Below are 24,293 nucleotides of genomic sequence, written 5' to 3' on the forward strand. Positions count from 1 at the left end.
GTTTGTTAGTTGAATATAACCACTAACCACTGTATGGGCGCAAGGCATTGCTAACCACTGTACGGGCGCAAGGCATTGCGCCCCTACTAAAGTTCTAAGCCACCTTTTTGTAGCTTCTTAAATGGGTCTAAGATAAAATCAATCACCCGGCGTTGTCGAGTAATGACTTCTGCTGTCGCTGTCTGACCGGGAGTTAAAGGAATACGTAGATTACCAGCTTGGATATCAGACGAATCTAGAGTAATATCCAATTCAAAAGTTTCCATTTTGCCTTCATTTGTATCCTGAATTTTGGAGTCTGGTGAAATTCTACTGACGCGTCCGGATACTGTTCCGTAATCCTGAAAAGGATAGGCATCAAACTTAATTTTTACTTTATTTCCTACTTTTAAGAAACCACTATTTTGGCTGGGTATAGAGGCTCTAAGTACAAAAGGAGTGTCTTTGGGAGCTATTTGGGCTATCATCTCACCTGGTTGTACTACGGCTCCTGGCTTCTCAATAGGTAACTCAAAAATCACTCCATCCACAGGAGATTTAACAACTCGCTGCTCTAACTGAAGCTTTAAGGATGTTATCTGGCTGTTTGTTTGAGCAATCTCAGATTGCAAGCTAGTTATTTGTGTTTGCAGATCTTTGAGTTGTTCCTGATTTTTCAACAGAGCCAGCCTACCAGTATGAAGCACACTTTTATAACTGCTTTGTTGCTCAGCAAGTCTCAGTTTTGCTTGTTCAATATCTGCTTGTGCTTGGCGTATAATCGCCTGATAGCGGTTGTGCTCTTCAGCTAGACGCAACTGAGCTTGTTTAATATCCGATTGAGTTTGCTCGTGCAATCGTTGGCTTTCTTCTGCTGCTTTTTTCAGTTCCACAATTTTGATTTCGGGAATTGCGCCCTTTTGTAAAAGTTTGTGATAGCGTTGGACTTCTTTTAAATCCCGACTCCAACGAGTTTTAGCTAATTGATAGACAGTCTGGCTAGAAATCAGGTTTTGCTTTGCTTGGTCAACTAAAGCGAGTTTCTCCAATTTTTGTAAGTTATAGGTACTCTGTTTTGCATCCAAGTTTTGCTTTGCTTGATTAACTTGGGCAATCTTTTCTAATTCCTGAGATTGGTTTTGTTGTTGTTGGACACTAATTGCCAGTAGCAGTTGGTTTTTGAGTAAATGCAGCTGCGCCAGCCGATTTTGTTGTCCTTCGAGCTTTGCGCGTGTCTGTTGCAAATCGGTTTTTAGGACATCCGATTCCAGTTCGACTAAAACCTGTCCTGCTTTTACTGACTCTCCTTCTTTGACTTTAACCGCAATGATACTTCCACTGACTTGAGTATCTAATCTTTGCGCTGCGCCTAATGGTTCAATACGTCCTCTAGCACTTCCCGTCTCATCCACTTTTGAGAACATCGCCCAAGGTAAAGCGATCGCACTAAAGACCACAAGCATATACAGCAAAGAGCGAGTCCAACGTTTTGGTAAAGCATCTAAAAGTTCCTCAGTACCGTAAGACCAATCATTGGCGCGATCTTCTACAGGATGATGTTCCTTAACTGAATTAGAGACAGTATCGGTTCTTTGTCGATCGTCAGATGGAGAGAATATTGATGATGAATTATTAGATGGATTAGCCATATGAAGGGGGTAGGGAGTGGGGAGTAGGGAGTGGGGAGTAGAGAGTAAGGAGGGAGTGAGGGAGTGAGGGAAAGAATAATACCCAATGACAAATGACAAATGACAAATGACAAATGACTCAAACCACTTGAGCAAGTTGTTTTTGGTTGAGGTAGTAATAATGTCCTTTTTTCGCGACTAATTCATCGTGGGTACCGCTTTCGATCAAAATCCCTCGGTCTAACACTAGAATCAAGTCAGCATCGCGTATGGTAGAGAGGCGATGAGCAATAATCAAGCTAGTACGTCCTTTCAGAATGGTCTTCAAGTTGTTCTGAATGATGCGTTCTGATTCTGCATCTAGGTGACTGGTGGCTTCATCAAAAATTAAGAACTGTGGATTACCTAACAATGCACGGGCGATCGCTAGACGTTGGCGTTGACCGCCAGAGAGCATTCCACCGCCTTCACCGATTTGAGTTTCGTATCGGAGTGGTAGTTGTCGAATAAATTCATCTGCCCCTGCTAAATATGCCGCCTCAGTAATTTCTTCTAAAGTAGCTTCTGGGTGAGCAATGCTAATGTTTTCTCGAATTGTACCGCCAAATAAGAAAGTCTCTTGGTCAACAACACCCATTTGAGAACGCATCGATTTGAGAGAAATATGAGCCACATCGTGACCATCAATTAAGACTTTACCTGTAGTGGGAGGATATAGCCCCAAGATTAATTTAGAAAGCGTTGTTTTTCCAGAACCGCTACGTCCTACAACCGCTACAGTTTGTTTGGGCTGGATTTCAAAGTTAATGTTTTCCAGTATATTCGTGTCGCTTTCTGGGTGGTAGCGGAAAGTGACATTCTCGAAGCGGATGTGACCGCGAAGTTTTGGTAAGGACTCGCGGGGTGATAAAAGTAAATCTTCTTCTGGTTCTGCTTTTAGAACATCATTAATCCGCTCAGTGGCTACAACAATTTCTTGCAGTTGATTCCACAGTACTGTTAAACGCTGGAAAGGATGAATGACGTTGCCTAACAGCATATTGAAAGCAACGAGTTGCCCAATGGAGAGTTGGTTTTGAATCACGAGCCATGCTCCAAACCACAGTAATCCTGTGGTTGCCAATGATTCGATGGTAGAACTGAAAATTTGCAGTTGGTTTGCAACGACTTGAGCGCCAAACATTTTTTTAGTCAAATGATTCAGAAGTTCTTCCCACCGCCAGCGCACTGTTTGTTCAATTGCCATTGACCGAATAGAACGAATTCCTGTGAGGGATTGAATCAAATAACTGTTTTCTTCGCTTAAGGCATTAAACACCTCACGGTTGATACGACGGAGTAAAGGTGTGGTTACGAGAGTTAGTAGAAAAAAAGGTGGTATAACCAATAGCACTAGCAATGCCATCTGCCAGCTATACCAGAACATCAATCCTATATAGACAATCACCGTCAGCAAATCGAGAATGATTGACAGTGCTTCTCCTGTAAGAAAGCGCTGAATTTTTTGATTTTCCTGGACGCGAGAAATAATATCGCCGACGTAACGGGACTCGAAAAAGGCTAAGGGTAAGCGGAAGGTATGTTTGATAAAACCCACCAGCAAAGCTATTCCGACTCGATTTGCAGTGTGATCCAGCAGATATTGTCGTAGTCCGTTCATGGCGACGCGGAACAAACCAAAAATGACCAAGCCTAGACCAACAGCAGTTAAGGTTATGGTGCTACCTTGAATAATCACTCGGTCTAATAACAACTGGGTAAATAACGGTGTTACTAGCCCAAACACCTGAATAAACACAGAAGCCATGAATACTTCTAGTAGCACAGTGGTGTGTGGTTTGACTAACTCGAACAACTGCCAGAATGGTGTACTTGCTTCTTGGCTTTCTTTGAGTACTGCTGTAGGTTGCAATAACAACGCATAACCAGTCCAGCCAGTGTTGAACTCTGCATGGGTTAGGTTGCGTTGAGCGACAGCCGGATCGCCAACAATCACCTGCTTGGGAGTGATTTCATAGACGACAATGTAATGTTTACCTTCCCAATGCGCGATCGCAGGTAGGGGTTGTTCTGCCAATTTATCGAGACTAGCTTTTACAGGTCGGGTAGCAAAACCAATGCTTTCTGCTGCGGCTGCTAATGCACGTAAAGATGCACCACTGCGATTGACATTGACTAAATCTCGCAATCGATTGACGCTCAAGCGTTTTCCCCAATAGCGACCAATCATCACTAAGCAGGCTACACCACAATCTGCAAGGCTTTGTTGTTCAAAGAACGGATAGCGCCGGGTCAGTCGTTCCCACATTTGCCCCACTTTGACTTTGGGACTAGGAAAGTAAGGACGCGGTTTTTTTTGTTTTGGTTGTGGTACTGTCTGCGCGGGAAATGGAATGACTTTCCTCCGATTGACTTTTGGAAAAGAATCGTAGTGATGGCTCTTTTGGTCATCAATCTTTGAGTTAGAGGTCATCAATACATCCTTTGTATAAGATGTATCTGCTTGTTGTTGGTAAGAACGAATGAGCAAATCCCAACTTTCTGCACGAGCCAATAGGTGAGCCTGGATATTAGGATATTTACTTATTAAAATCTGCAAAATTTCTTCGTTAAGATAGCAAAGCTTCAATTTATATGAGGCTCTAGCAGTATATGGACTGAAATTTTCTTTTGTAAAAAGAGTTACTTCGCCAAATGATGCTCCGACTGCAAGGGTAGAGATTAAATTACCAGAACTATCCAGCAGTCTCACTTTACCAGCAAGGACTATATAAATTCCCACATAAGTATCTGTTGATTGCCAGAACTGCTTTGCTGCTGGTGGTTCTATAATTTCTATCATTGCCAAGTATGAAGCCAGTTCCTGTTCTGGAAGTTGCTCACCTATAATACTGATGAGTTGTTGACCTAGTTGTTGTGGAGAAAACTCTGATAGCATACTAGTTAGTGGTTAGTTGTTCTGAATTAAATTGAATGACCAATGGAAAGTTGGCTCAAAGTTGGATTGCAAGTCACCGATCGCGATCACACTATCCTTTGACTGCTCCATTGCTTGTTTGTTAGAAGAGCTTTTCTGTTTCTTGGAAAGTCCCATCTTTTTCAGCAAGCGGTTGATGTGGCGATCGCTAATTTCAATACCCAATTCTTGAGCTAGATGTTTGCTTAACCATTGAGCAGTCCAGGTATCAAATCCATAGCCATACTCACGAGGGCTATCACTTACTAATTCTTTTAATCTTTCAATGTATTGGTCATTCACTGTCTTGGGTCTACCTTTCGGTTGTTCTTGCCATTTATGTGCCAGTCCTGCTTTTGCCACAGTGCTCCAGTAACGTGCCATCTCTTTTGAACAACCCAACATCTCGCAGATTTGGGTTTGCGATTTACCCTGGTCTGCCAATAACATAATTTCCAATCTTCGACGGTATTCTGGCTGTAAATTGGTTTGCCAACTTTTCAGTAGAATCTTGCGCTGAAAAGGTGTTAAAAATTTATTACACGCCTGACCATTTGTTTCAAGAATATTGTCTATACTGTTCATATTTTACTAATGATTATCTTCTGTGTTTAGGAACATTTTCAGGTTAAAATATTCTCAAATACACAAATTGTCGTAAATTATGAGCTATGTAAAAACGTAGCATACCAAGTCTCTATGACTCACAAAGCCGATCTTCAATCTTTAGCGTTGCGGCTCTGCTCGTTATGAGAATTTATATCTATGACTTTGTAAATTGGTATAAACATTTGATTTTAGAAAAGGAGAAGTGAACATATGAAACACTTCTTATTCCTATGTTGCGATGGTGTTTCTTACATTTCAAATTAACTAGACAAGATACTCCTTAAACATTTTCATCTACAAAATTTTAAACAATTTGTTTGCAGAATTAAAGAATTGGTTTGAATACGCAGATTTTTAGGAAATCTGAAATTCTCTGAAAGACAATTTCAATGACCAAGCAACATTTCCTGAGTCTGTGTATCAAACTACTGCTTACTAATAGTAAAACTTCCTAGTACTTAGTCAAGACTTTATTTCTTGAAAAAATGAATCTTCATTTAAAATTTATATTGACTTCATGATATCTTGAAAATTCATTTTATCTTAAAAAATGTGTTTGTATAAATTGTATAAGAAGAGAGATAAAATCAAACAAATTAATTCTATTCACTTTTTAGTAAAATTACGTATATCATAATTTACTTCTTCAAGAATTATTAGATTCTTAAAGATGTGGTTATTACCGTATTTTAAGTAGGAAAAGAGTTACAAATATTATGCTTAACATTTAACAGTTATCAGTTACAATTCATCCCGGTAGCATACAGCTAAAGGATTTTAACAAGGATAATTTTCCTGATTTCCACAAATTCATTCGCAAATTTTATACAGATCGGGTACAGCAATTCTCTCGCTCGTTGGTATTTATCAGACCCCCCCTGTGTCTCCTAATAAAGATGGGTTGGCTAGTCATATGTATCGTACTCAGCAGAATTTTTACCTCAGTAGTATGACTCTGGACATTTTAGAGGATTTTGACTCTCAAAAAATGCGATCGCTCATTCAAGCAAAGTTGGGTGATTGGAAATCTAGCCCCAAAATAACTAAACCTCCGTTTCCCCCGCCTCGATCCGGTGAGTCCAGCCAGTGTTGAACTCTGCATGGGTTAGGTTGCGTTGAGCGACAGCCGGATCGCCAACAATCACCTGTTTGGCAGTGATTTCATAGACGACAATGTAATGTTTGCCGAACCAATGTGCGATCGCAGGTCGGGGTGTAAAGATGCGATCTTTTTTGTTTTGGTTGTGGTAGTGTCTGCGAGGGATTACCGGGGTTCTAATTTCCGCTTATCCGAGTAGTATTGTGTACTGATGCTCTAAACAAGGTTTCAATTATTTTTATCTGGTTGATTAAATTTCCAGGATGAGAAATTCAAGTATAAGAGAATTTACGACAGTCTTTATAATTAAATAAAAAATCCAGAGCTTTACTCAAAGTTTACTCAAAGTTTACTCAAAGTTTATTCAAAATTTACTCAAAACTGTTTCATATAAGACTAGTATATTTACATAAACAACCGATAACGTTTCAGGGTTTGTTACCAGATTTAGTTTGTGATTCTAATATTAGTAGAGAGTGTAAACAATGGCTTATAAAGAAACTTTTATAAGCCATGAAGCACGTTTTTTGATGTAGAGAGAGAGACAAAGAAGGAAGACACTATCAGGAGTTTTGTTATGTCATCATCAATTACACTAGAAACTCTATTTCTACAACCAAGAGTTCCTATCAGCAATTCCACTAACTTTGCCAATGCCACAGGAAACGCTCTATTTTCTGACTATAGTCAAAGTGCTTTAGCAATTTCCACTGTCGCTCAGACGAATACTTCTGTCAAGGGTCTTGTAGCTCTTGCTGTTGCTGAAGCTGATGCTGTTGCTCGTGAAGATTTATCTGGAATTTTCACTGATAGTACTGGCATTGGTTTAGGAAGTCCTTTTGAGGTGAAGAGCAACAGTGAAGCTAAAGCGATCGCTAGTTTTGCAGTCAAGGCAAAAGAAACTTTCTCTTTTGATTTTTCAGCTAATATACAGCTGACAGCTAAAGAAATTAAAAATTCTAATGCAGAATATAACCAGGCTAAGTCAACAGTAGCTTTTTTAGTTTTAGATACTACGAATGTTAATCAACCGAAGGCATTAGGTTATTTTAAGCTATCGGGTAACTTAAGCGGCTCTGAAAATAGCAACGATCTAAAGTTGAAAGCTAGCAAGCAAGTCAACATTGACTACAAAAATAAAGAATCTGATATCAAGCGTAACAATGATATGGACTTCGTCAAGGGTGATGCTATTGGAACTTATGAGCAGAAGTTTAAGCACGACACTAACATAACAATAGTAAAAGTTAATACCAGTACTATTGAATTACTAGGAGATAATTTAATAGGTAATTTAGGTAAAGATGTTATTTATGGAACATTATGGAATGATAATTTGAAAGGGACTAATAAAGCAGATAAAATTTATGGCAGCTTGGGGAACGATCGAATTGAAGGAAGAAAAGGTAATGATATTATTGAGGGAGGTTCAGGTAATGATACTCTCTATGGGGGTGAAAATGACGATCTCATTTATGGTGGTTGGGGCGATGACACCATAATTGGCGGGCATGGTAATGATATCTTGGCTGGTGGTTCAGGTCATGACAGCTTTATCTTCCAAAAATACAATAGCTTTTTGCACAAGGAGTACGATGTTATTAAGGATTTTGAGGTGGGTGTCGATAAGATTGAATTTCAGTTCTGGGTCCAAATGAATGCTTCAACTTGGTTTGATGGAATAATTTCTAAAAATCAATTAATCGATACTTCAAACGGTGCATTATTAACGTGGAATTCTGAAAAACTTCTTTTTCAAGATGTGAGTGTCAGCCAGATGAGCGCATCAGATTTTGTATTTGTCTAAAGTCTCTCTGTTAAATGGTACTGATTTTTTAAATGTTGGCTGCATATGCTTGCCCTCAGAGGATGTTTGTAAAGTCTACCGCAATACGGTTCGGTTAACGGTAATTGACGACTAGAGAAACCCGGTATCTTTGAGATACTGGGTTTCTGAGGCGCGTGCTTATCCGAAGCGTATTGAAGTCTACCGTTGTATCAATTACTAGATAGCCTAAGAGAAAAAATCAAAGTGCAAATATGCGTTTCACTAGTCAATTTTAAAGATCGTACTTGGCGATAATCGTCGTATTTAAGTGCAAACTTCCCTTGAATTTTCTAGCAGCACGATTTCCAAATTATATTGAGCTTCTGCCAAGTCTGGATTCATAGAGATGGACTGCTGATAGTAGGCGATCGCAGTCTTGAAATCTCCTACCTGTTTACACTTGTTGCCTAAATCGTTGTTCAGCACGGCATAATGAGCTTGTTTGTCTGGAGACAGCTTTCTTTGAGCATGAAGTGCATTAGCTTTGTTAACTTCAGCTTCAATGCAGTCAGGCTGTAGTTCTAGCGCTTTTTGATAGCAGGCGATCGCATCTTCCCATTTACCTAGCTGTTGTAAAGCGTAGCCCAGGTTATTATATGCGGCGATCGCATTCGGTTGTAGAGCTAAGACTTGATTATAAGTTTCTATAGCTTCGGATAACAGACCTTGAGTTTGATATAAATTCCCCAAACTAAATAAAGCCTTGATAGAATTGGGCTGAACCTGAAGCAGGTTTTTCAGCAGATTTTCGGCAGTTTGGTATTCACCTTTTTGCCTCATCAATACTCCCAGTCCATAAAGTGCTTCTGAATGATTTGACTCAACTTCCAGAATCTGACGATATCCCTGCTCAGCTTTGGTGAGTTGATTTGCTCGATGATGCTGAACAGTGAGATGAAAGGCTAAAGGAAGAGTCCTGACATCCCATTTTCTATTCTGACAATTTTTGTATTTGACTACGATATGCTGAATGCGGCGCTCTTTAACTCCAAAAGAATATTTATATTCCTCATTCCCCCTTAAAAAGTCGTAGATTTTAAATCCATTTTGGATAGCATATCGGATCGCGTTAGCATGGAGAATAAGTCCAGGTGGGGGATTGTTAAAGGTTTTATCACGACCTGAAATGACAAATAGCATGGATTTTTGCTGAACATCAAGAAAGTTCGCGATCGCTCCTAAAGGTGTTTCCCCTTGCCACAGAACCGGAAAATACAGACAGTTATGTTCAAAACAATGACGTAAAATAGCGCGAATGACACTCATGATTACGTCACACTTATCCCCTTTTTTCTCTCTCCATGTGGACTCCCATAATCTGAGTAGTATCTCAATATGAGCCTCCAGATTGTCTGCGTTCACCTCGGTGATAGAAAACTCGTCAGAGTTTTCTATTTTCCTTAAAAAGCGCCTTATTTTTTGGCGGGTATTGGAACTGAGGTAGTTTTGCAGATATTCATCCCAGTCATCTGCTAATGAAACATAAGGGGCCATATAATTATCAGTATCCTCTCCCTGATTTTGAATGCGGTGTTGACTGAACTCAAAACTATCTCCGGGGAAACTCCTCAAAAACAGGGACATCCTTGTATCTGTTTCTAAAATATTTTGTACATTGAAATTAGACCATTCTAACTGCTGCTGGATGTAAGCTGCAAAAGCAGGAATCACTTCTTCTTCATAACCGGGATGGCAAATCATTCCTGTGTAATCTGCTATGCTATTTCCTGCCATGTAGAGTTCAGTGTAAAAGCCACCGCCATCCTGCTGTTCTAGTACAATTTTCAGAGGGAAAAATGCAATATAGGATGAATCGTGGGTATCTGGTTTGGCAGCTAATATGAACCACTGCTCATTCACCACCGACAACCATCCAGATAGCCACACCCAGGATAAGAAGAATTGAGCTTGAGGATCGGCCGCATATACAAAATCCCAATTTTCTCTGATTTTCTTAAATGTTTTACAATCTTCAATTATATCAATCTGCATATCATTTTTGCCTCAGCAATCATCCATCAATTTAGATACTTAGAGTATTTTTTGTCAAGATGTCTTCACAAAAAATTCAATCTTTATACTAATTTTCTACGAAAATTCATAGAATAGAGCTTTGAGGATAAAATTATAAGTACTTGTGCAAAATTAATCTTACATTCATGTCGCAGTTGGGATACTCCCCTCAAAAGAGCGTTCTTTAACGTAGGTTGACAATAAAATTAAAATTTCATTATTTAACTTTTGTACAACTTTGACAGTGTCACATAGAAAATTTATACGATGGTAGGTTTAAGAACAGTAGTATAGTTACGTAAGTTCAAATTAAGCCCCTGAGGTAAGTAGTTACTACAGTTCTTTAGTAACAAAGGTTGCATAAGTATTATTCCTTGTTGAAGAAGAACTTTTTGGCAATACACCGGGATGAGCTAGGTAATTTTCCTAGCTTATAGTTAGTTGAGGTTGTCAACTTTTGCATCAAGGTTATACCCAATCAGACAGGCTACTGTGTAGACAATACGGATGTGAATTATATGAAGAAGCCATACCTACTAAATATCAAGCGCTTTTTGCTGCTTGCTACTTCAGCGATCGCCAGCTCTCTGTTAACAGCATTACCCAGTGAAGCAGCTACCTTTGCGACGTCTCAAAGCGAGTCACTCTATCTAAACTTTAGTCACACACCCTTTTCGAGTGAGACTAAAGCTGAGACTGAGACCCTCGCCCTTTCTAAGGAGGGTGCTGTACTTGCTTTTGCTGACGCAGAAGCAGCTTTTGTCGTGGAACCACCATTTGCATCCAGTTCATCTTTAAGTACAGCCTTAGGTGAAACTGTAAACTATTTGGGACTAGCAGAAAGTACGACTACAGTTCGTGGGTTCTTCGATGTCAAGGCAAACACAACTTTTTCTTTTGACTTTGCAGCCGATCTATATCTTGAAACAGAAATAGAATCTCCTCCTGGAGAAAATGCAAGAGCATCTGGAGATGTTTTGTTTACCTTAGTTGACACAACTCAAAAGCGTGTCTTGGATTTTTTTAGCATTATGGGAAATTTAAACTCTTTTGGAAAGAGCGATTTCATTGCAGTTGATTACAGTGAAAATGTTGCATACATGGATTTGGAAACTCACTATAGGGCTAAATTGCAAGGCAAGAAAAAAACTGCTTCAGCTTTTATTACAGGTTTTCTGGAACGCTATATAACTCAAGATTCAGTTTTAGCGGTAGTAGAAATTAAGAGAAATCAGGCTAGAGTTAAAGCACCTGAACCTTCGACTATTCTGGCTTTACTTGCCTCAGGTGTTGTTATTATCTTTGTATTAAAAGGTAGATGCAAAGAAAAATATTTAGAATCCTCTTCGGAATCAAAACTATCCACTGAGGTTTGATACCCTGTTTGGAGAATGTCGGTGCGAGCGCACAGTTTTTTGATCTTTAGGAAACTCCAGTCATCGCATTGACAATAAGTTCAAATAGCGACTCTGAAAATTTGCGAAATACACCTGTCTAAAGTTATGACTTAATTAAGCCAATTTATCCAGGAAGATCAAATGCTATTGCCAAACCCACACTTCCAGCGTAAGCCCCACGAGGAGTATTAACGGAATAACTTCTACCTTTAACAATCTCGATATCTCCGTCAGCATCTCCAAAAACATCAGTGTCAGCACTAGCATCATCTCCATATGCTTTAGCGTTAGCATAACCGAAAGCTAAAGCGAGAGAACCACCATTAGGCAACTCTATAGCAAAGGCTTTAGTTTTAGCCTTGCTTTTGTTGTAGTCACCAGAAGCAATAGCTGAACTACCAATTAAAGCCCCAGCGCTTCCTAGAATGGCATCGTCTTCAGACATGAGATCTAAATGGCTTAAATCAGAGATAATCATAGTAGAAATAGTCCTTTAAACTTCTGGGTTTTTGTTACTTTATTAGTATACAATAATAATAATTATCTTTTACTAATTCATCAAAACTTTAACTTGAGCGCATCAGATTTTGTGTTTGTCTAAAGTCCCTCTGTTAAATGGGACTGATTTTTTAAATGTTGGCTGCACATTGTTCCCCTTACTCACTTAGATAGCAAGGGGTTTATAATACGTCTAGTTAGATTTATATTAAATGAAAAACTAGCGTCCTGAGTTTATCTATCTACTGAACGTTTAATAGTTTTGTACAGCGCAAGATCTATGTTAATAGCATTACCTAGTCGGGCTATAGGAATCCGATTTGATTTTTGAACAATTACTGAGCCTCACCAAACCCCGGTATCTGGGAGATACCGGGTTTCTTTATTTCACGATTCAATTAGGATTGCTATACTATCTTTGCGACTTCTCAAAAGGAGTTACTGTAATAATGCGATCGCGTCAGGGGAATATTTGCTTAGAGCCTTACTGAAAACTTTGCTATTTGAGATCCCTGGAATTCCTATCGATCTGTTCTCTTTTATCTAAGGCTTGCTTTGCTTTAAAAATTTCTTTCAAATAGCTTAATTGCCTATTCCAAGCTGAACGAGGAAGTAGGGGAATTTTCTTTAATTCATCTTTTGATGAATCAACGTCAGTTTTTTTCTCTTGAATTTTAGTAATTTCTGAATTTTCTACCACGAGCTATTGCTCCGCCAATGAGTAAGAAACTTCGGGTTTGTTCTGCCAACTTTCAGACCACTGAATGCGATCGGCACTAAAGTTTAGTGGATCGTTTTCTGGTAAGGGAGTATTTATAGGCTCTACAATTAGCTCAAATTCACCATTATCGAAGGGTAATCCTTGCGCCCTCACTTTGGGAATAACACGCTCCCTCAAGCCTCGTTCTTCATGAACAAGAGCGCGATGATGACAGTAAGGATTGTTACCTCTGCGGTCAAAGAAAACATGAGCAGTCCAACTGCAACCCCCACGACAAAGTTCTGCGTATTCGCAGGTTTTACAAAAACCCCATAGATGTTTTGTGCCTTCGGGCGTTCCCGCTCCCAGATTCAAACGCAATTCTGCTGAATTTTCAATAATGTCATACAAAGAACGCTCTCGAATATTACCACCTGTGTAGGCGGTAGTGGGTAATGAGGGACAACCTTTGATTGCTCCGTCAGCTTCAATTCCCAAAGTGGAAAGCCCAGCACCGCAACCTTGCCAAAATGAGAATTCATGCTCGCTTCCCCGTCCCCGCAACAGCCGTTCGTCAGGACCGTAGTAACCAATATTGTTTCCCGCTTGGAGTTGAACTCCTTCCTGGTAAGCGCGACGGGCGACACGGGCTAGCATGGGGTAAATATCTAGTAGTTCATGGGGTTGGAGGAGGATGTCCGCATTATCAGCTGCATTGCCCATCGGGACGGTGAGTTGAATCTGCCACGCACGAGCACCAGCATCACGAATGCACTCATAGATACACGGAAATTCAGGCGCTGACAAACGGTTTATTTGGGTGTTGCAACCAAAAGCAATACCAACTTCTCGTAAATGACTCATGGTTTTAAAAGCGTATTTCCAAGAGCCTTTTCTTCCCCGCAGGCGATCGTGAGTTTCTTCTAAACCGTCAATGGAAACAGAAACAGTGCGAATTCCCGCTGCCTTCATTTTACCTGCAGTTTCCAATGAAATCCCATAGCCGCCAGTAGTCATACCACATAACATACCTGCCTCACTAATCGCTTTGGCAATTTCCAGCCAGTCTGGACGCAAAAATGCTTCACCGCCAATGAGCGTAACTTCTTTAATCCCAACTTCTGCCATTTGCCTAACAAGATCCAAAGCTTCCTCGGTGGAAAGTTCTTCAGAACGTGCATTTCCAGCGCGGGAACCACAATGGCTACAAGCTAGATTGCACTTTAAAGTAATTTCCCAGACTGCATAACTTTTGCGATGATATGTCATAATAAATATTTGTCGTTTGTCATTTGTTATTTGTCATTTGTCATTTGTCATTAGTCATTAGTCATTTGTCGTTTGTCATTAGATTTATTAAGGACAATTGACCAAGAACCAATGACGATTGACCAATGACAATTAACCAAGGTTATTCTATTTCTAATGATGGCTCAACGACTCCATACATTGGTTGTAAAACTGGGTCGATTACTATGCCATACATTGGTTGTGGGTCAATCGGTGTTGGTTTTGGATAGCCTTTGGGAGGCCAGTAAATAACACCGTACAGTGGCTGAATAACGCTATCTTTGATGCGTGAAATACCACCAAAAGCTCCTACTAATTCTTCTTCGCTAAGTTCGTGAAACTCACCTAATTCTTTTAACTCTAATATTGTGATGGCGGCTGTTTCAAATTCTTGTTGAGAAAAGTTATAGCCACCACTTTCTAAAGCTTTTTTAACTTCTTCCGCTTTCTGACTCATAAGTTGGGTGCGGAAACCTTCGTCTTTAACTAGTTTGATAAGGAAGTCTTTGACTTTTTCAAAGATTTCTATGGACATGATGATTACTACCCCCTTAAATGGTACTTTCTGTAAGAATGCAGTTGAATGAGGTTTTACTCCAATACATTAAGTTTGGAAATAAACAGAAGGATCTGCTGCTTGACGTAACTGTTCGGATGAAGAATAGTTATCTGTGACAATTTGCGGACATCGCATACAAGCTGCTTTGCCTTCTTGCTGCCACCACCGGCAATTTCGGCGGATAGAACAGGCTGGTAGTTCTTCTACTACAGCAGGCAATTTTTCGACAATTCGCATTGATAAACGACAGTCTTTGCCATCAAAATGCTGACAACCTGATTCCACGCAGGATGCTGCAGTCCGAAAAATTTCAGCGGGTTTAACTGAGCCAGTCTTTGCCATCAGTTCGTTTGTAACGGGCAGGAGTTGTTTGAGATAGGCTACACGGGGTACTGTCGCCGTTCCACCGACTATGCCAAAGACAACACCATCCGCCGATTCGGGTCTAGCACTAGGACAAAGGGTTGTTTGTTTGGGAACAATGTCTTCCATTAATTTAGCCTTTGTTGAAAGAGAATTTTTAACACTTGAAGGCTAAATATTAAGCAAGTTGATCGTAATCTTGTGCAATCAGTCCAACAACTATCACGGGTGGGCAAATTGGCTTAAATCCTGCTACTATAACTTCTGGATTCTTTCTATCTAAAGCTTCTGTATCTCTGCTAACTTTCAAACCACCTACAATTTTTCCAGCTTCGTCATCAGATAAAACTAAACAACCTTCGTCTGATAAACCTCTTCGTATCATTGCATTAGTAATAGCAAGATCGATTAGGTCGTTAATTTCCATTTGATGGTCAGATTTTTTGTTGCTTTCCATGGGTCTATACTGGGTGATTTAATTACGTCAATTTTTTTGTCTTGACAAACATCTTCTAAAAGAATGCTTGATTTTATATTTTATACTAACATAATTCCGTGATAAATCTTACGTTAATTCATCAACTTATTTAATAAATTTTGTGTAGTAGGGAAGCCAGTTTTATTTTCAAAATGAATAAACATTGAACTGGAATTTGCTTCTAAAAAAATATATTCATTATTTGGCTTAACACGTCAATCAATAGCAGTTCAATATAGCAGAAATGCTTTTGCTATTGCCAAACATTGTTTTTCAATTGATTCTGGTAACTGTATAGGAATTAATTCAGCATTTAAGTCTTCTCGAAAGTCCACGGCATGACTGCGAATTTCGGCAGAATAGACTGATTATCCTATGACATAGCTACAGATGTTCGTACTGGGAATGTACTCTTGTACTGTTATTGGGGAAAGACTCAAAGCTAGCGTACAATCCTTGTAAAGACTAGCATAGCTAGTCTTTATACTCTTTTTTGGAGATGTCTAATTTGCAATCGTAGTGATGCACCCAACACGACAGGCATACTCTGTATCGGAATTGAGTTTCTAGTTTGGAGAAGGGGGGGTAATGGCGTGTATAGTTATACGACTAATGGCTATAGCATCAGAACCAGTGTCAATAGAACGAGTGTGAGTCTTGATTACAGTTTTTGCGCCTTCAGCATCCCCAAAAACACTAGCTGTAGCTGTAGCATCAACTGGATCGGAGGCTACAGCGACAACAAGAGCTTTACCATGAGCTATAAAACCATTGTGAGGTAACTCTTTAATAGAGGCTGTTGCAATCGCACTAACATCGCTTGAGTCACCCTCAGCAATTCCTTCAAAACCGATTAGGAGTCCAGTACCACCTATAATGGCACTGTCTTCAAAAATGGTGTCCAGATGACTTAAATCAGAAATAATCATAGTGGAAATAAAACCATGAAACATCATTTGATTGAAATGTACTCTAGAGTTCAAGTAGTGCTTGAACTTCTGAGTCTCTTTGCTTTTACTTTCCCTTAGTGTTATGTTTGGGTTGGCATAACCAGCTAAGATTCAAGAAAAAATCTCAGCTTGCTCGTTGGCAAGAAAAATAGTTATTAAGGCTTGGCACCCTGTCTTCAATCGATAAATGCGATCGCATTGTATGGGCGGAAGAAAGCAGAACTTCTGCAATTGCCTGAGAAATAGGCAACTCAGAGTAGCATTCTAGCCAAAAGAATTCGCCAACAGGATTAACTTCCAGGAATACATAGCGACCGTCTGGTGTCAAAATGATATCAATCGCTCCATAGTTTAAGCCAAAATAAGCCATTAGATGGAGAAGTTTTCTCTCGATATCTTGTGGCAAATTGTAAGGTTGCCAAGTATTGATTAATGCAACACCCTGCCGTCGCCAATCGTATGTAGCCTTTGGATTGCATTGCGAGTCAACTGCAGCTGTAAACACCCGTTCTCCTACAATTGTTGTCCGCAATTCCAATGCCTTAGGTAATTTTTCCTGAAATGTCATGGGACAGAAACGCAACCCATCTAGATTTTCTAGATCGGCATCTTTCACTGGGTTTGTAAAAACAACTTGTTCTTGCCCTTCCTTGTCGTAGATGGCAAAGGAAGAAAGCATTTTCGCAATTATGCCTTGTTCGCATTCAGAGGCAAATTGCTTGACAGTTTTTGGATTGTTGGTTATTAAAGTCCGTGGGGTGTCTAAACCTAACTCTCGCGCTACTTGCAACTGCAGTTGCTTGTTTTCAGCAAACCGAATATTAGGTAAGAAATCGAGGTGGAACCCTTTTATGCTGGCAATCATCCCCATAATTGTTGCACGGGATTCCTGAATAGAAGCTTGTCTAAGTTGTGGCTCCATTTTACTGGGAATTCTTGACCCAATAGCAATGCGTCGATACCAAACAGCAGAGATTTCGCTCAAGTCTAGCTTTTGTGAGTCAGTAGTGAGAATGAGTTTTTCGCATCCTTTACTGTAGTACACATCTAGCTGTACTTCTGTGGGAAATTTGTCTGTATCAAAACGAAAAGCTTTTCCTCCTTTGTCTGTAATGGCATTCATAACCAGAGGAATACTTTCATTGTCTTGACTGTGAGTAATGATTAAAACTGACATTTTAAATTCGTTTGTAATATTAATAACTCGTAGGGGCGCGGCGGCCTTGCGCTCCTACAAAGGGCATGATTCCTTTAGGTCAAAACTGCTAGAATTCTCAAATAAAGCATCAGCGATCGCACTGGAAATGGGGTAATTCAAATCCCGCTCCAGCATTCCCCACTCTCCTGTAGGATTAACCTCCAAAAAGACGTATTCTCCTGATGGAGTTTGGATAAAATCAAAGGCTCCAAACACAAGACCAAAGTGGGCCATAAAGGCTTTAATGCGAGCGGTAACTTGATCGGGAAGTTCATGGGGTTGCCATACACAGGCTTCTGAATTAGCACATCGCCAATCAAGGGTAGAGTCTGCGTAAACAGATGCATCTAGTGCTCCTACAAATATATTGCCATTCACATAGACAACTCGTAGTTCTTTGTACTTGGGAATTTTTTCTTGAAAAACCATTGGGCAATAACGTAATGTTTCGGCATCCAATAAATCTTGTTCTTGAACTGCACTAGTATACATAAAGAAAGGAGAGCCTTTCATACTTATGGATAGAGGAGTCAATAACTTGGTTATAATTTTCCCTTCCAACTTGTAAAAAAACTCCCGTACTTCCTCAGCATTATTTGAAACAAGAGTTTCAGGAATGGTCAAGCCGACTTCACTTGCAACTTTCAATTGTCGCAATTTGTTTTCTGCAAAGTTAATCCGCTCTAAATTATCTACCCAACGAGCTTCTCTGAGACTATCCAAAAAGCCATCTAAGGCAGCTAGTGATTCTTTTACACAAGCTGCTTGGAACTGTGGAGCTATTTTTTTATCAATTTGAGGTTGCCATATGCGACGCATCCAAACTGCATGCACCTGCTTTGTGCTTATAGAGCGGTTGTTGTATTCCAACCTGTGATAGCTCCCAAAGTTGTTTAACTGAGCTTTAAGTTGTACGAACAGTGGAAACTTATCAGTGTCTAGGCGAACTGGTTGTGCGCCTTTTTTGGATAGCGCTTCCTCTACTCTATCCACTGTGAAAAAATCACCACTGTGGGTAATTAATAGAACAATGTCACATGACAGGTGCATAAGCAGTTTTATTCTATGGCAGTAGTATCTACAGCATCTACAGTCTCTATAGCGATAACGTCATCGTCACCATCAGATGGGTACTTTAATGTAACAGCATATTCGTCTGTATCCGATGGATATTTTTTAGTAGCGAAATCACCGCCCTCTTCATTATCAGAAGGATACTTTAAAGTCGTAAATATTTCATCTTTTTTCGGACGGGTGGGGTGTGCTAACCGATAACCACCATGAACTTCATCCATTTCCTCTTCAGACAAGTCTTCACAGAATTGTCCTTCCAAGTAACGGGCAAAGAAAGGTAAAATTTGTTCGTTGTTAGACACGATGTTGCCTCCTTTTAGCTGAAAGATGTAACCTTGTTATAAATTGAAGAATTCAAGATGAATACTTCGCTATTTGAATGAGTTATTTTAAATTGGATTTTAAGAATTTTCATATATGATTTAGTTTTCCACAAAAATATCTTGTTTTTCTAAAAATCAATTTTCAGATTTCGGCTTTTAAAAAATTAATATGGCAGGACCCTGATACAACTTCTTTATTAATTTGGTAGGCCCCAAGACAAGTTCTTTATAGAGAAGAGCTATTCTTAAAAGATTCGACTACACCAGTCTTCATACACCTCTAGCTAGGAGTGGGACCAATAAACGTTCCAGCTGCAAAAGTTCCTGAGAATTCAACCACCCTGGCAATAACCTCCAAGCCGCCAGTAACTTGTACCGTCAGAAATGTATCTCTGCCGGATATGAATGAACTTATACCACTTGGGTTATTTACCTGGATTTTATCGCTGCCATTCTGGAATGTGTAAATATCCGCGCGATCGCTAATGCCTAAGATGACGTTACCATTGATAGTAACGGGAGTACCAACACCACCAGCATAGAAATTACCATTGGCATTTCCTAGCACGAAGGTATCTGAATTACCGTCGGTACCAAAAGCATCTCCCTTACCATCGCCAGTTTGATCGATGTAGAGACCGCCGACTAATATATCGAATGAACCTGCTTGACCGCCACCATTCAGGATGTCGTTACCAATGCCGCCAACGAGGGTATCATTACCGTCGCCTCCTGAGATAGTGTCATTACCACCGAAGCCTGCGGTGGGAGGGCGATCTCTGAGTGCAAGGTTGAAAATAGCGTCGCTTCCATCAAGGTAGTCATTGCCCGCACCCCCTGTGATGTTGTCAGAGCCACCGCCTCCATAAACAATGTCATCGCCAGGACCTGCACTGATAGTGTCATTGCCATCAGCTCCGCTACCCCGGTCTCCGTAGATCGTATCGTTCCCAAGGTCTCCATCAAGATTATCATTGCCGCTCTCCCCGGCGAGGATGTCATTATCTAGCCCACCGGAGAGCTGGTCATCACCAGCGTCTCCATAGAGTTCATCGTTACCACTGCCGCCATTAAGAGTGTCGTTGCCTGTACCGCCATCAAGTATGTCTTCACCAAAACCGCTGTCTAGGAAGTCATTTCCTGCTCCCCCAAGGAGCAGGTTACTGCCGAAGGGGTCTAGGAGGGTATCATCTCCATTTCCTCCATCTAAGAGATCGTCCCCATTACCACCGTTGAGAAGGTCATTTCCCGATCCTCCGTACAGGTCATCAATACCATTATCGCCATTTATGATGTCGTCGCCACCACCACCTACGACTAGGTCGTTGCCATCGCCCCCAGAGAGAATGTCAGCACCATCATTTGCGCTTTCGGGGGTGTTGTTAGGGTTAGTTAGATCGACCGCACCGTCACCGGAGATTCTGTCGTTGCCTTCGTCTCCTCGGATTAGGTCAGATCCACCCAATCCAGTTAAGATGTCATTACCCTTACGACCAAATATTTCATCCGCTTCAGCTGTACCAACTATGTTGTCAGCTTGGTCTGTTCCTCTTCTAAAAACCATTTGAATTTTCTCCTCATATCTAAACTATTAAAGATGCTGCAATTACATGGATATAAATCGCGAGCGCTCGACAATGTCTTAAGACACAGAAGCACTGGAAACAGCAGTAGCGGAAGAGACGGTGTTATTGCCAGATGCTGCTGAAATAACTTTAGTTTCACTGATTGCATAAGAACCTTGATTTCCTTTGTATGCAAAAAGGTTAGTAACAGCACTTGTCTGTGTGTTATCACCAACAGCCAATGCCGAAAATTGAGACCAGGCATTAGCATTGCGACGACCGCCACTTACATTTTCAGACAATGTTTCAGACACGGTTTCCAAATAATCGAGATCGGAAATTATCATAGTCTCCCTTTCTTCTACTAATTTTGTTCATCTCAACGCGGAACTTCTTCTCATTCCCCACTCTTAACTTTTAGGGTAATGTACAAAAAGTTGGCTCCTCGTGTCTAAACACAAAAAGCCAACTTTTTAGGAATGCCTTAGTGAAGATTATTCTAGGGCACGTACGTCTCTAGAAATTACCCCAAATGTATCGTTTGAGGTAACTCTTAGGGTTGTGCTATTAGTCAGCAGCAACAACCACAGAACCAGCTAAGCTAGACAGCTTACCTTCAACAGCTAGAGCGGAAATCACAACTTCAGAGTCGGTGTCAGATCCGATAGCTTCAGCATCAAATACGAAAGTAGCTGAGTTACCTTTGAGGTCTATGTCAGAGGTGATAGTTGTGTTCTTCTTGAAGTCGATGTCAGTGTAGCTGTCAAAGTTGAGGTCAACATTGGAATCAACCTTGATGTCTAGATTCTTCTTGTAATCGAAGCCTCTTCCACCACCAACAACAGCAACTTCGTTTGCAACTTCCAAGTAGTTCAGATCAGAAATAATCATTTGGTTTTCTCCTGGGAATTAAACTTTGTGTTTGGGAATTTGTTTTTGTGAGCGGTTTGTTTTCGCTCACATTTCTAATATACAAGATTCAATTTAAAAAGCAATAGTTTAACGGTGTTTTTTTCATAAAATTTACTTATATAAAAATCAAAAAAAAAGCAGTTTCTTTTAATGGAGTTTTCGGAAATTTTAAACCTATTATTTGACACGACAATACGGTCAATATAAGCATTTTTATATTGACCGATAAATAATATTTTTGATGTTTTACCTAGGCAAAAGTTGTCACGATAACACCTTGATATTGTTTATTTAAAAAAAAATAGTAATAGAGGAATAACTGTTAGCAATCAATTTTCTAAAAAAAATTTAGTTCAATCGTTATTGGCAAAAACGATTTTTCTCCTGAAGGATATTTTCTATATTTAGTAAAAACGGCATTAAGCCTGCTTGCGTAACTCTTCAGACTGTTCATGACTGACATCAATTAGCTGAGGCACAATTTCCATGAGTTCAATTTCTTGTTTTAACCAAAGAGAAAATAATTCTTGCTGGATCTCTTCATTTAGTTTCTCATCTAATTCGGGTTGAATAATTTCTTCTACCCAAATTAAATACACTCCTTTAGAAGTCACAATTGGCTTGATCGTTTCTGGAGGATGGGCAGCAAATACAGCAGCAGCAATTTCCGGTCGTAAATCTTTACGGTATTGAATTCCTTTATATCCGCTAGCACAACGTAGTTCTGGTTCTTGAATGTATTGGCGAGCGATTTCTTGAAAAGTGATTTCACCTTCTTGCAAGGCATAAAACAGTTCCAGGGCTAAATCTCTATCGTCAAGAATGACTTCATAGATAGCAGTCGTAACATAATCCAAGTAGTGCTCATAAAAATATTTTTCAACTTGTTTATCAAACAAATGAGCTGCCAATTTCCTTGCAAGGACGTTGTTACGGGCTATTGCTTCAAAATCATATAGAGTCAGATGATGTTTTTTTAACCACGTCCAAGTGTCTTTAGCTGTGACGAGTTTCTTTTCTAGTCGCAGATGATCTCCCTCTTGCTGTAATTCTTCTTCCGAAACTGTTATGCCTTCTTCTGAAGCAGCCTTAGCAATAATTTGTTGTTTGGCTATAGCTTCCAAAAATTCTGGGATTTGGCAAGAAAGTTGAATGTTGCGAATTATGTCTTCAGAGGAAATATTTAGAGTTTTTAACATAAGGTATTCCCTTCTAAGATGTTGGAGTAGAGGCTGTTAGTTGCTAGTTGCTAAAAAATATACAAAATACTGTTTGCTAACTACTAACTTTGATAGTTGATTAAAAATCTAAGCCGCCTTTTTGCAATTGCTTAAATGGATCTACGACTAAGTCAATAACTCGCCTTTGGCGAAGAACGATTTCAGCATTTGCTGTTTGACCGGGGGATAATAAAATACGTTTATTCCCATTTTGGACATAAGACCGATCCAGAGAGACTTCTAACTCAAAGCTTTCTACATTGCCTTGTGGTGTTTCAGTCACTTTTGAATCTGGAGATATCCAACGCAGTTTCCCTGAAACGATGCCATACTCTTGGAAAGGGAAGGCATCAAACTTGACTTTCACAGGCATCCCAAGTTTCAACAAACCGCTTTCCTGGATAGGTATACTTGCTTTAAGGACTACGTCAGCATCCTTGGGTGCAATCTGAGCAACTCTTTGACCGGGTTGTAGCACGGCTCCTGCTTTTGTAATTGGCAGATCGAAAATGACACCATTGATTGGCGATCGCACCTGTCTTTGGCGCATTTGAATTTTTAAAGATGTGATTTGGGTCTTAGTTTGGGCGATTTCCGATTGGAGAGTATTAACTTGTGTTTGTAACTCTTTAAATTGTTCCTCAGTTTTAAGATTTGCCAGTTTTCCTGTATGGAGCAGGCTTTCATAACTGCGTTGTTCTTGCTGTAAGCGAAGTTCCGCTTGCTGAATATCAGACTTAGCCTGATGAAGCGTTTTTTGATAACTGCTTTGTTGTTCTTTAAGGCTCTCCTGTGCTTGGTTAATTGCTGTTTGAGCTTGTAAAAAACGTTCGTAATTTTCCTTCACCGCTTGTTCGACCTCGTTAAAGCGATCTTGTGACATGACCCCTTCTTCAAAGGCTTTTTTATAGCGTGGGACTTTTTCTTGAGCAGATTGGAGACGAACTTGTGCTAACTTACGATCTGCAATACTTGAATTCAAAGCTTGTTGCGTTTGATTGACTTGCGCTAATTTTTCTTCTTTCTGGATGTTATAAGTAGTTTTCAGGGCATCTAAGTTTTGTCTAGCCTGCTCGACTTGAGAAAGCTTTGCTAATTCTTGGGCTTGATTTTGTTGCTGTTGGGTACGGAGAGAGAGCTTTAATTGATTCCGAAGGATATCAAAATTCGCCTTTTGATTTTGTAGCCCTTGCAGTTTCTCTTGGACCTGATCCAGTTCAGTTTTCAAGACGTCTGAGTCCAACTCCAACAGAACCTGTCCGGCTGTAACATTCTCACCTTCTTTGACCCTAACAAAATTAACAGTACCCTGTGCTGGACTATCCAATTTTTGTGTTGAACCCTTTGGTTCTAAACGTCCTCTGGCACTACCTGTTTCGTCAATTTTTGAAACCATTGACCAAGGTACGACAGCGATACAAAATCCTAGCAATGCATACAGTAAAGAACGCGTCCAGAGGCGTGGTAGAGCATCTAGTAACTCTTCAGTACCGTAATGCCAATCTTCTAGTTGATTTGTTGCGTCTGTTTGATGATTTAAGTCAGTCGTTTCGGATTCTTTTTGCGGAGCGAGGTAGTTTTTAGGCTCCTCCGCTTCTTGCTTGGAAATTGCAGAAGATGAATTGTGAGATGAAATAGGCATAGTTTGATCTCC

General features: G+C 40.0%; 22 protein-coding genes and 1 pseudogene. 3 read left to right on the forward strand and 20 right to left on the reverse strand.

Translation table 11 applies throughout. The features are described from left to right. Positions 1 to 86: 86 nt before the first annotated feature. The 3 genes from WA1_RS39960 to WA1_RS39970 form a co-directional block, all read right to left on the reverse strand. Positions 87 to 1,628, reverse strand: a complete 1,542-nt coding sequence (locus WA1_RS39960) for a beta-barrel domain-containing protein (protein ID WP_017748591.1) — start codon at positions 1,626 to 1,628, stop codon at positions 87 to 89. A gap of 118 nt (positions 1,629 to 1,746) precedes the next feature. Further along, positions 1,747 to 4,545, reverse strand: coding sequence for a peptidase domain-containing ABC transporter (locus WA1_RS39965; RefSeq protein ID WP_017748592.1), 2,799 nt, complete (start codon positions 4,543 to 4,545; stop codon positions 1,747 to 1,749). 12 nt (positions 4,546 to 4,557) lie between these two features. After that, positions 4,558 to 5,148 carry a helix-turn-helix domain-containing protein gene (locus WA1_RS39970; protein ID WP_017748593.1) on the reverse strand — a complete coding sequence of 197 codons (591 nt, stop codon included), beginning with the start codon at positions 5,146 to 5,148 and terminating at the stop codon, positions 4,558 to 4,560. A 904-nt stretch (positions 5,149 to 6,052) separates the two neighbouring features. Here WA1_RS39970 and WA1_RS56025 point away from each other — a divergent pair. After that, positions 6,053 to 6,265, forward strand: a complete 213-nt coding sequence (locus tag WA1_RS56025) for a hypothetical protein (protein ID WP_148662868.1) — start codon at positions 6,053 to 6,055, stop codon at positions 6,263 to 6,265. Here the strand turns inward: WA1_RS56025 and WA1_RS61965 are convergent. Then, a pseudogene (locus tag WA1_RS61965) lies at positions 6,249 to 6,386 on the reverse strand (cysteine peptidase family C39 domain-containing protein); the annotation flags it as partial. The gene WA1_RS56025 and the pseudogene WA1_RS61965 sit on opposite strands and share 17 nt — an antisense overlap. A gap of 462 nt (positions 6,387 to 6,848) precedes the next feature. On the opposite strand from WA1_RS61965, the gene WA1_RS39975 reads away from it, so the two are divergent. Beyond that, on the forward strand, positions 6,849 to 8,078 hold the full coding sequence (locus WA1_RS39975) for a calcium-binding protein (RefSeq protein WP_017748595.1): 1,230 nt from the start codon (positions 6,849 to 6,851) through the stop codon (positions 8,076 to 8,078). Positions 8,079 to 8,363: 285 nt separating this feature from the next. On the opposite strand, the gene WA1_RS39980 is transcribed toward WA1_RS39975, so the two are convergent. After that, positions 8,364 to 10,091, reverse strand: a complete 1,728-nt coding sequence (locus tag WA1_RS39980; RefSeq protein ID WP_017748596.1) for a GNAT family N-acetyltransferase — start codon at positions 10,089 to 10,091, stop codon at positions 8,364 to 8,366. A 539-nt stretch (positions 10,092 to 10,630) separates the two neighbouring features. On the opposite strand from WA1_RS39980, the gene WA1_RS39985 reads away from it, so the two are divergent. Further along, positions 10,631 to 11,488 (forward strand): PEP-CTERM sorting domain-containing protein, encoded by an 858-nt coding sequence (locus tag WA1_RS39985; RefSeq protein ID WP_017748597.1) that lies wholly within the window; start codon positions 10,631 to 10,633, stop codon positions 11,486 to 11,488. Between the two features lie 145 nt (positions 11,489 to 11,633). On the opposite strand, the gene WA1_RS39990 is transcribed toward WA1_RS39985, so the two are convergent. The 15 genes from WA1_RS39990 to WA1_RS40060 all read right to left on the reverse strand — a co-directional run bounded on the left by WA1_RS39990 (position 11,634) and on the right by WA1_RS40060 (position 24,281). Further along, on the reverse strand, positions 11,634 to 11,987 hold the full coding sequence (locus WA1_RS39990; protein WP_017748598.1) for a hypothetical protein: 354 nt from the start codon (positions 11,985 to 11,987) through the stop codon (positions 11,634 to 11,636). Positions 11,988 to 12,506: 519 nt separating this feature from the next. Continuing rightward, the gene (locus tag WA1_RS39995; protein ID WP_017748599.1) at positions 12,507 to 12,707 is read right to left on the reverse strand and encodes a hypothetical protein; all 201 of its coding nucleotides are present in this window, start codon (positions 12,705 to 12,707) and stop codon (positions 12,507 to 12,509) included. 3 nt (positions 12,708 to 12,710) lie between these two features. Then, positions 12,711 to 13,976 carry a nif11-class peptide radical SAM maturase 3 gene (locus WA1_RS40000; RefSeq protein ID WP_017748600.1) on the reverse strand — a complete coding sequence of 422 codons (1,266 nt, stop codon included), beginning with the start codon at positions 13,974 to 13,976 and terminating at the stop codon, positions 12,711 to 12,713. Positions 13,977 to 14,118: 142 nt separating this feature from the next. Next, complete coding sequence (locus tag WA1_RS40005) at positions 14,119 to 14,532, reverse strand: Nif11-like leader peptide family RiPP precursor (RefSeq protein ID WP_017748601.1); 414 nt, start codon at positions 14,530 to 14,532, stop codon at positions 14,119 to 14,121. Positions 14,533 to 14,601: 69 nt separating this feature from the next. Further along, complete coding sequence (locus WA1_RS40010) at positions 14,602 to 15,048, reverse strand: hypothetical protein (RefSeq protein ID WP_017748602.1); 447 nt, start codon at positions 15,046 to 15,048, stop codon at positions 14,602 to 14,604. Between the two features lie 49 nt (positions 15,049 to 15,097). After that, positions 15,098 to 15,376 (reverse strand): hypothetical protein, encoded by a 279-nt coding sequence (locus WA1_RS40015; RefSeq protein WP_017748603.1) that lies wholly within the window; start codon positions 15,374 to 15,376, stop codon positions 15,098 to 15,100. A 587-nt stretch (positions 15,377 to 15,963) separates the two neighbouring features. Beyond that, positions 15,964 to 16,326, reverse strand: a complete 363-nt coding sequence (locus tag WA1_RS40020; RefSeq protein ID WP_148662869.1) for a hypothetical protein — start codon at positions 16,324 to 16,326, stop codon at positions 15,964 to 15,966. A gap of 145 nt (positions 16,327 to 16,471) precedes the next feature. Then, positions 16,472 to 17,524, reverse strand: coding sequence for an MvdD family ATP-grasp ribosomal peptide maturase (locus WA1_RS40025; protein WP_017748605.1), 1,053 nt, complete (start codon positions 17,522 to 17,524; stop codon positions 16,472 to 16,474). A gap of 54 nt (positions 17,525 to 17,578) precedes the next feature. Then, positions 17,579 to 18,595: an MvdC family ATP-grasp ribosomal peptide maturase gene (locus WA1_RS40030; RefSeq protein ID WP_017748606.1), complete on the reverse strand. Its 1,017-nt coding sequence runs from the start codon at positions 18,593 to 18,595 to the stop codon at positions 17,579 to 17,581. Positions 18,596 to 18,603: 8 nt separating this feature from the next. Continuing rightward, positions 18,604 to 18,921 (reverse strand): microviridin/marinostatin family tricyclic proteinase inhibitor, encoded by a 318-nt coding sequence (locus WA1_RS40035; protein ID WP_017748607.1) that lies wholly within the window; start codon positions 18,919 to 18,921, stop codon positions 18,604 to 18,606. Positions 18,922 to 19,222: 301 nt separating this feature from the next. Beyond that, the gene (locus WA1_RS40040) at positions 19,223 to 20,506 is read right to left on the reverse strand and encodes a calcium-binding protein (RefSeq protein WP_017748608.1); all 1,284 of its coding nucleotides are present in this window, start codon (positions 20,504 to 20,506) and stop codon (positions 19,223 to 19,225) included. A gap of 78 nt (positions 20,507 to 20,584) precedes the next feature. After that, on the reverse strand, positions 20,585 to 20,854 hold the full coding sequence (locus WA1_RS40045) for a hypothetical protein (protein ID WP_017748609.1): 270 nt from the start codon (positions 20,852 to 20,854) through the stop codon (positions 20,585 to 20,587). Between the two features lie 220 nt (positions 20,855 to 21,074). Next, positions 21,075 to 21,398 carry a hypothetical protein gene (locus WA1_RS40050; RefSeq protein ID WP_017748610.1) on the reverse strand — a complete coding sequence of 108 codons (324 nt, stop codon included), beginning with the start codon at positions 21,396 to 21,398 and terminating at the stop codon, positions 21,075 to 21,077. A 440-nt stretch (positions 21,399 to 21,838) separates the two neighbouring features. Continuing rightward, entirely contained in the window at positions 21,839 to 22,618 is a 780-nt protein-coding gene (locus WA1_RS40055) for a peptidylprolyl isomerase (protein ID WP_017748611.1), read from the reverse strand. 100 nt (positions 22,619 to 22,718) lie between these two features. Next, entirely contained in the window at positions 22,719 to 24,281 is a 1,563-nt protein-coding gene (locus WA1_RS40060; RefSeq protein WP_017748612.1) for a beta-barrel domain-containing protein, read from the reverse strand. Positions 24,282 to 24,293: the final 12 nt, after the last annotated feature.

This window comes from Scytonema hofmannii PCC 7110, from assembly GCF_000346485.2.
Lineage (GTDB): Bacteria > Cyanobacteriota > Cyanobacteriia > Cyanobacteriales > Nostocaceae > Scytonema > Scytonema hofmannii.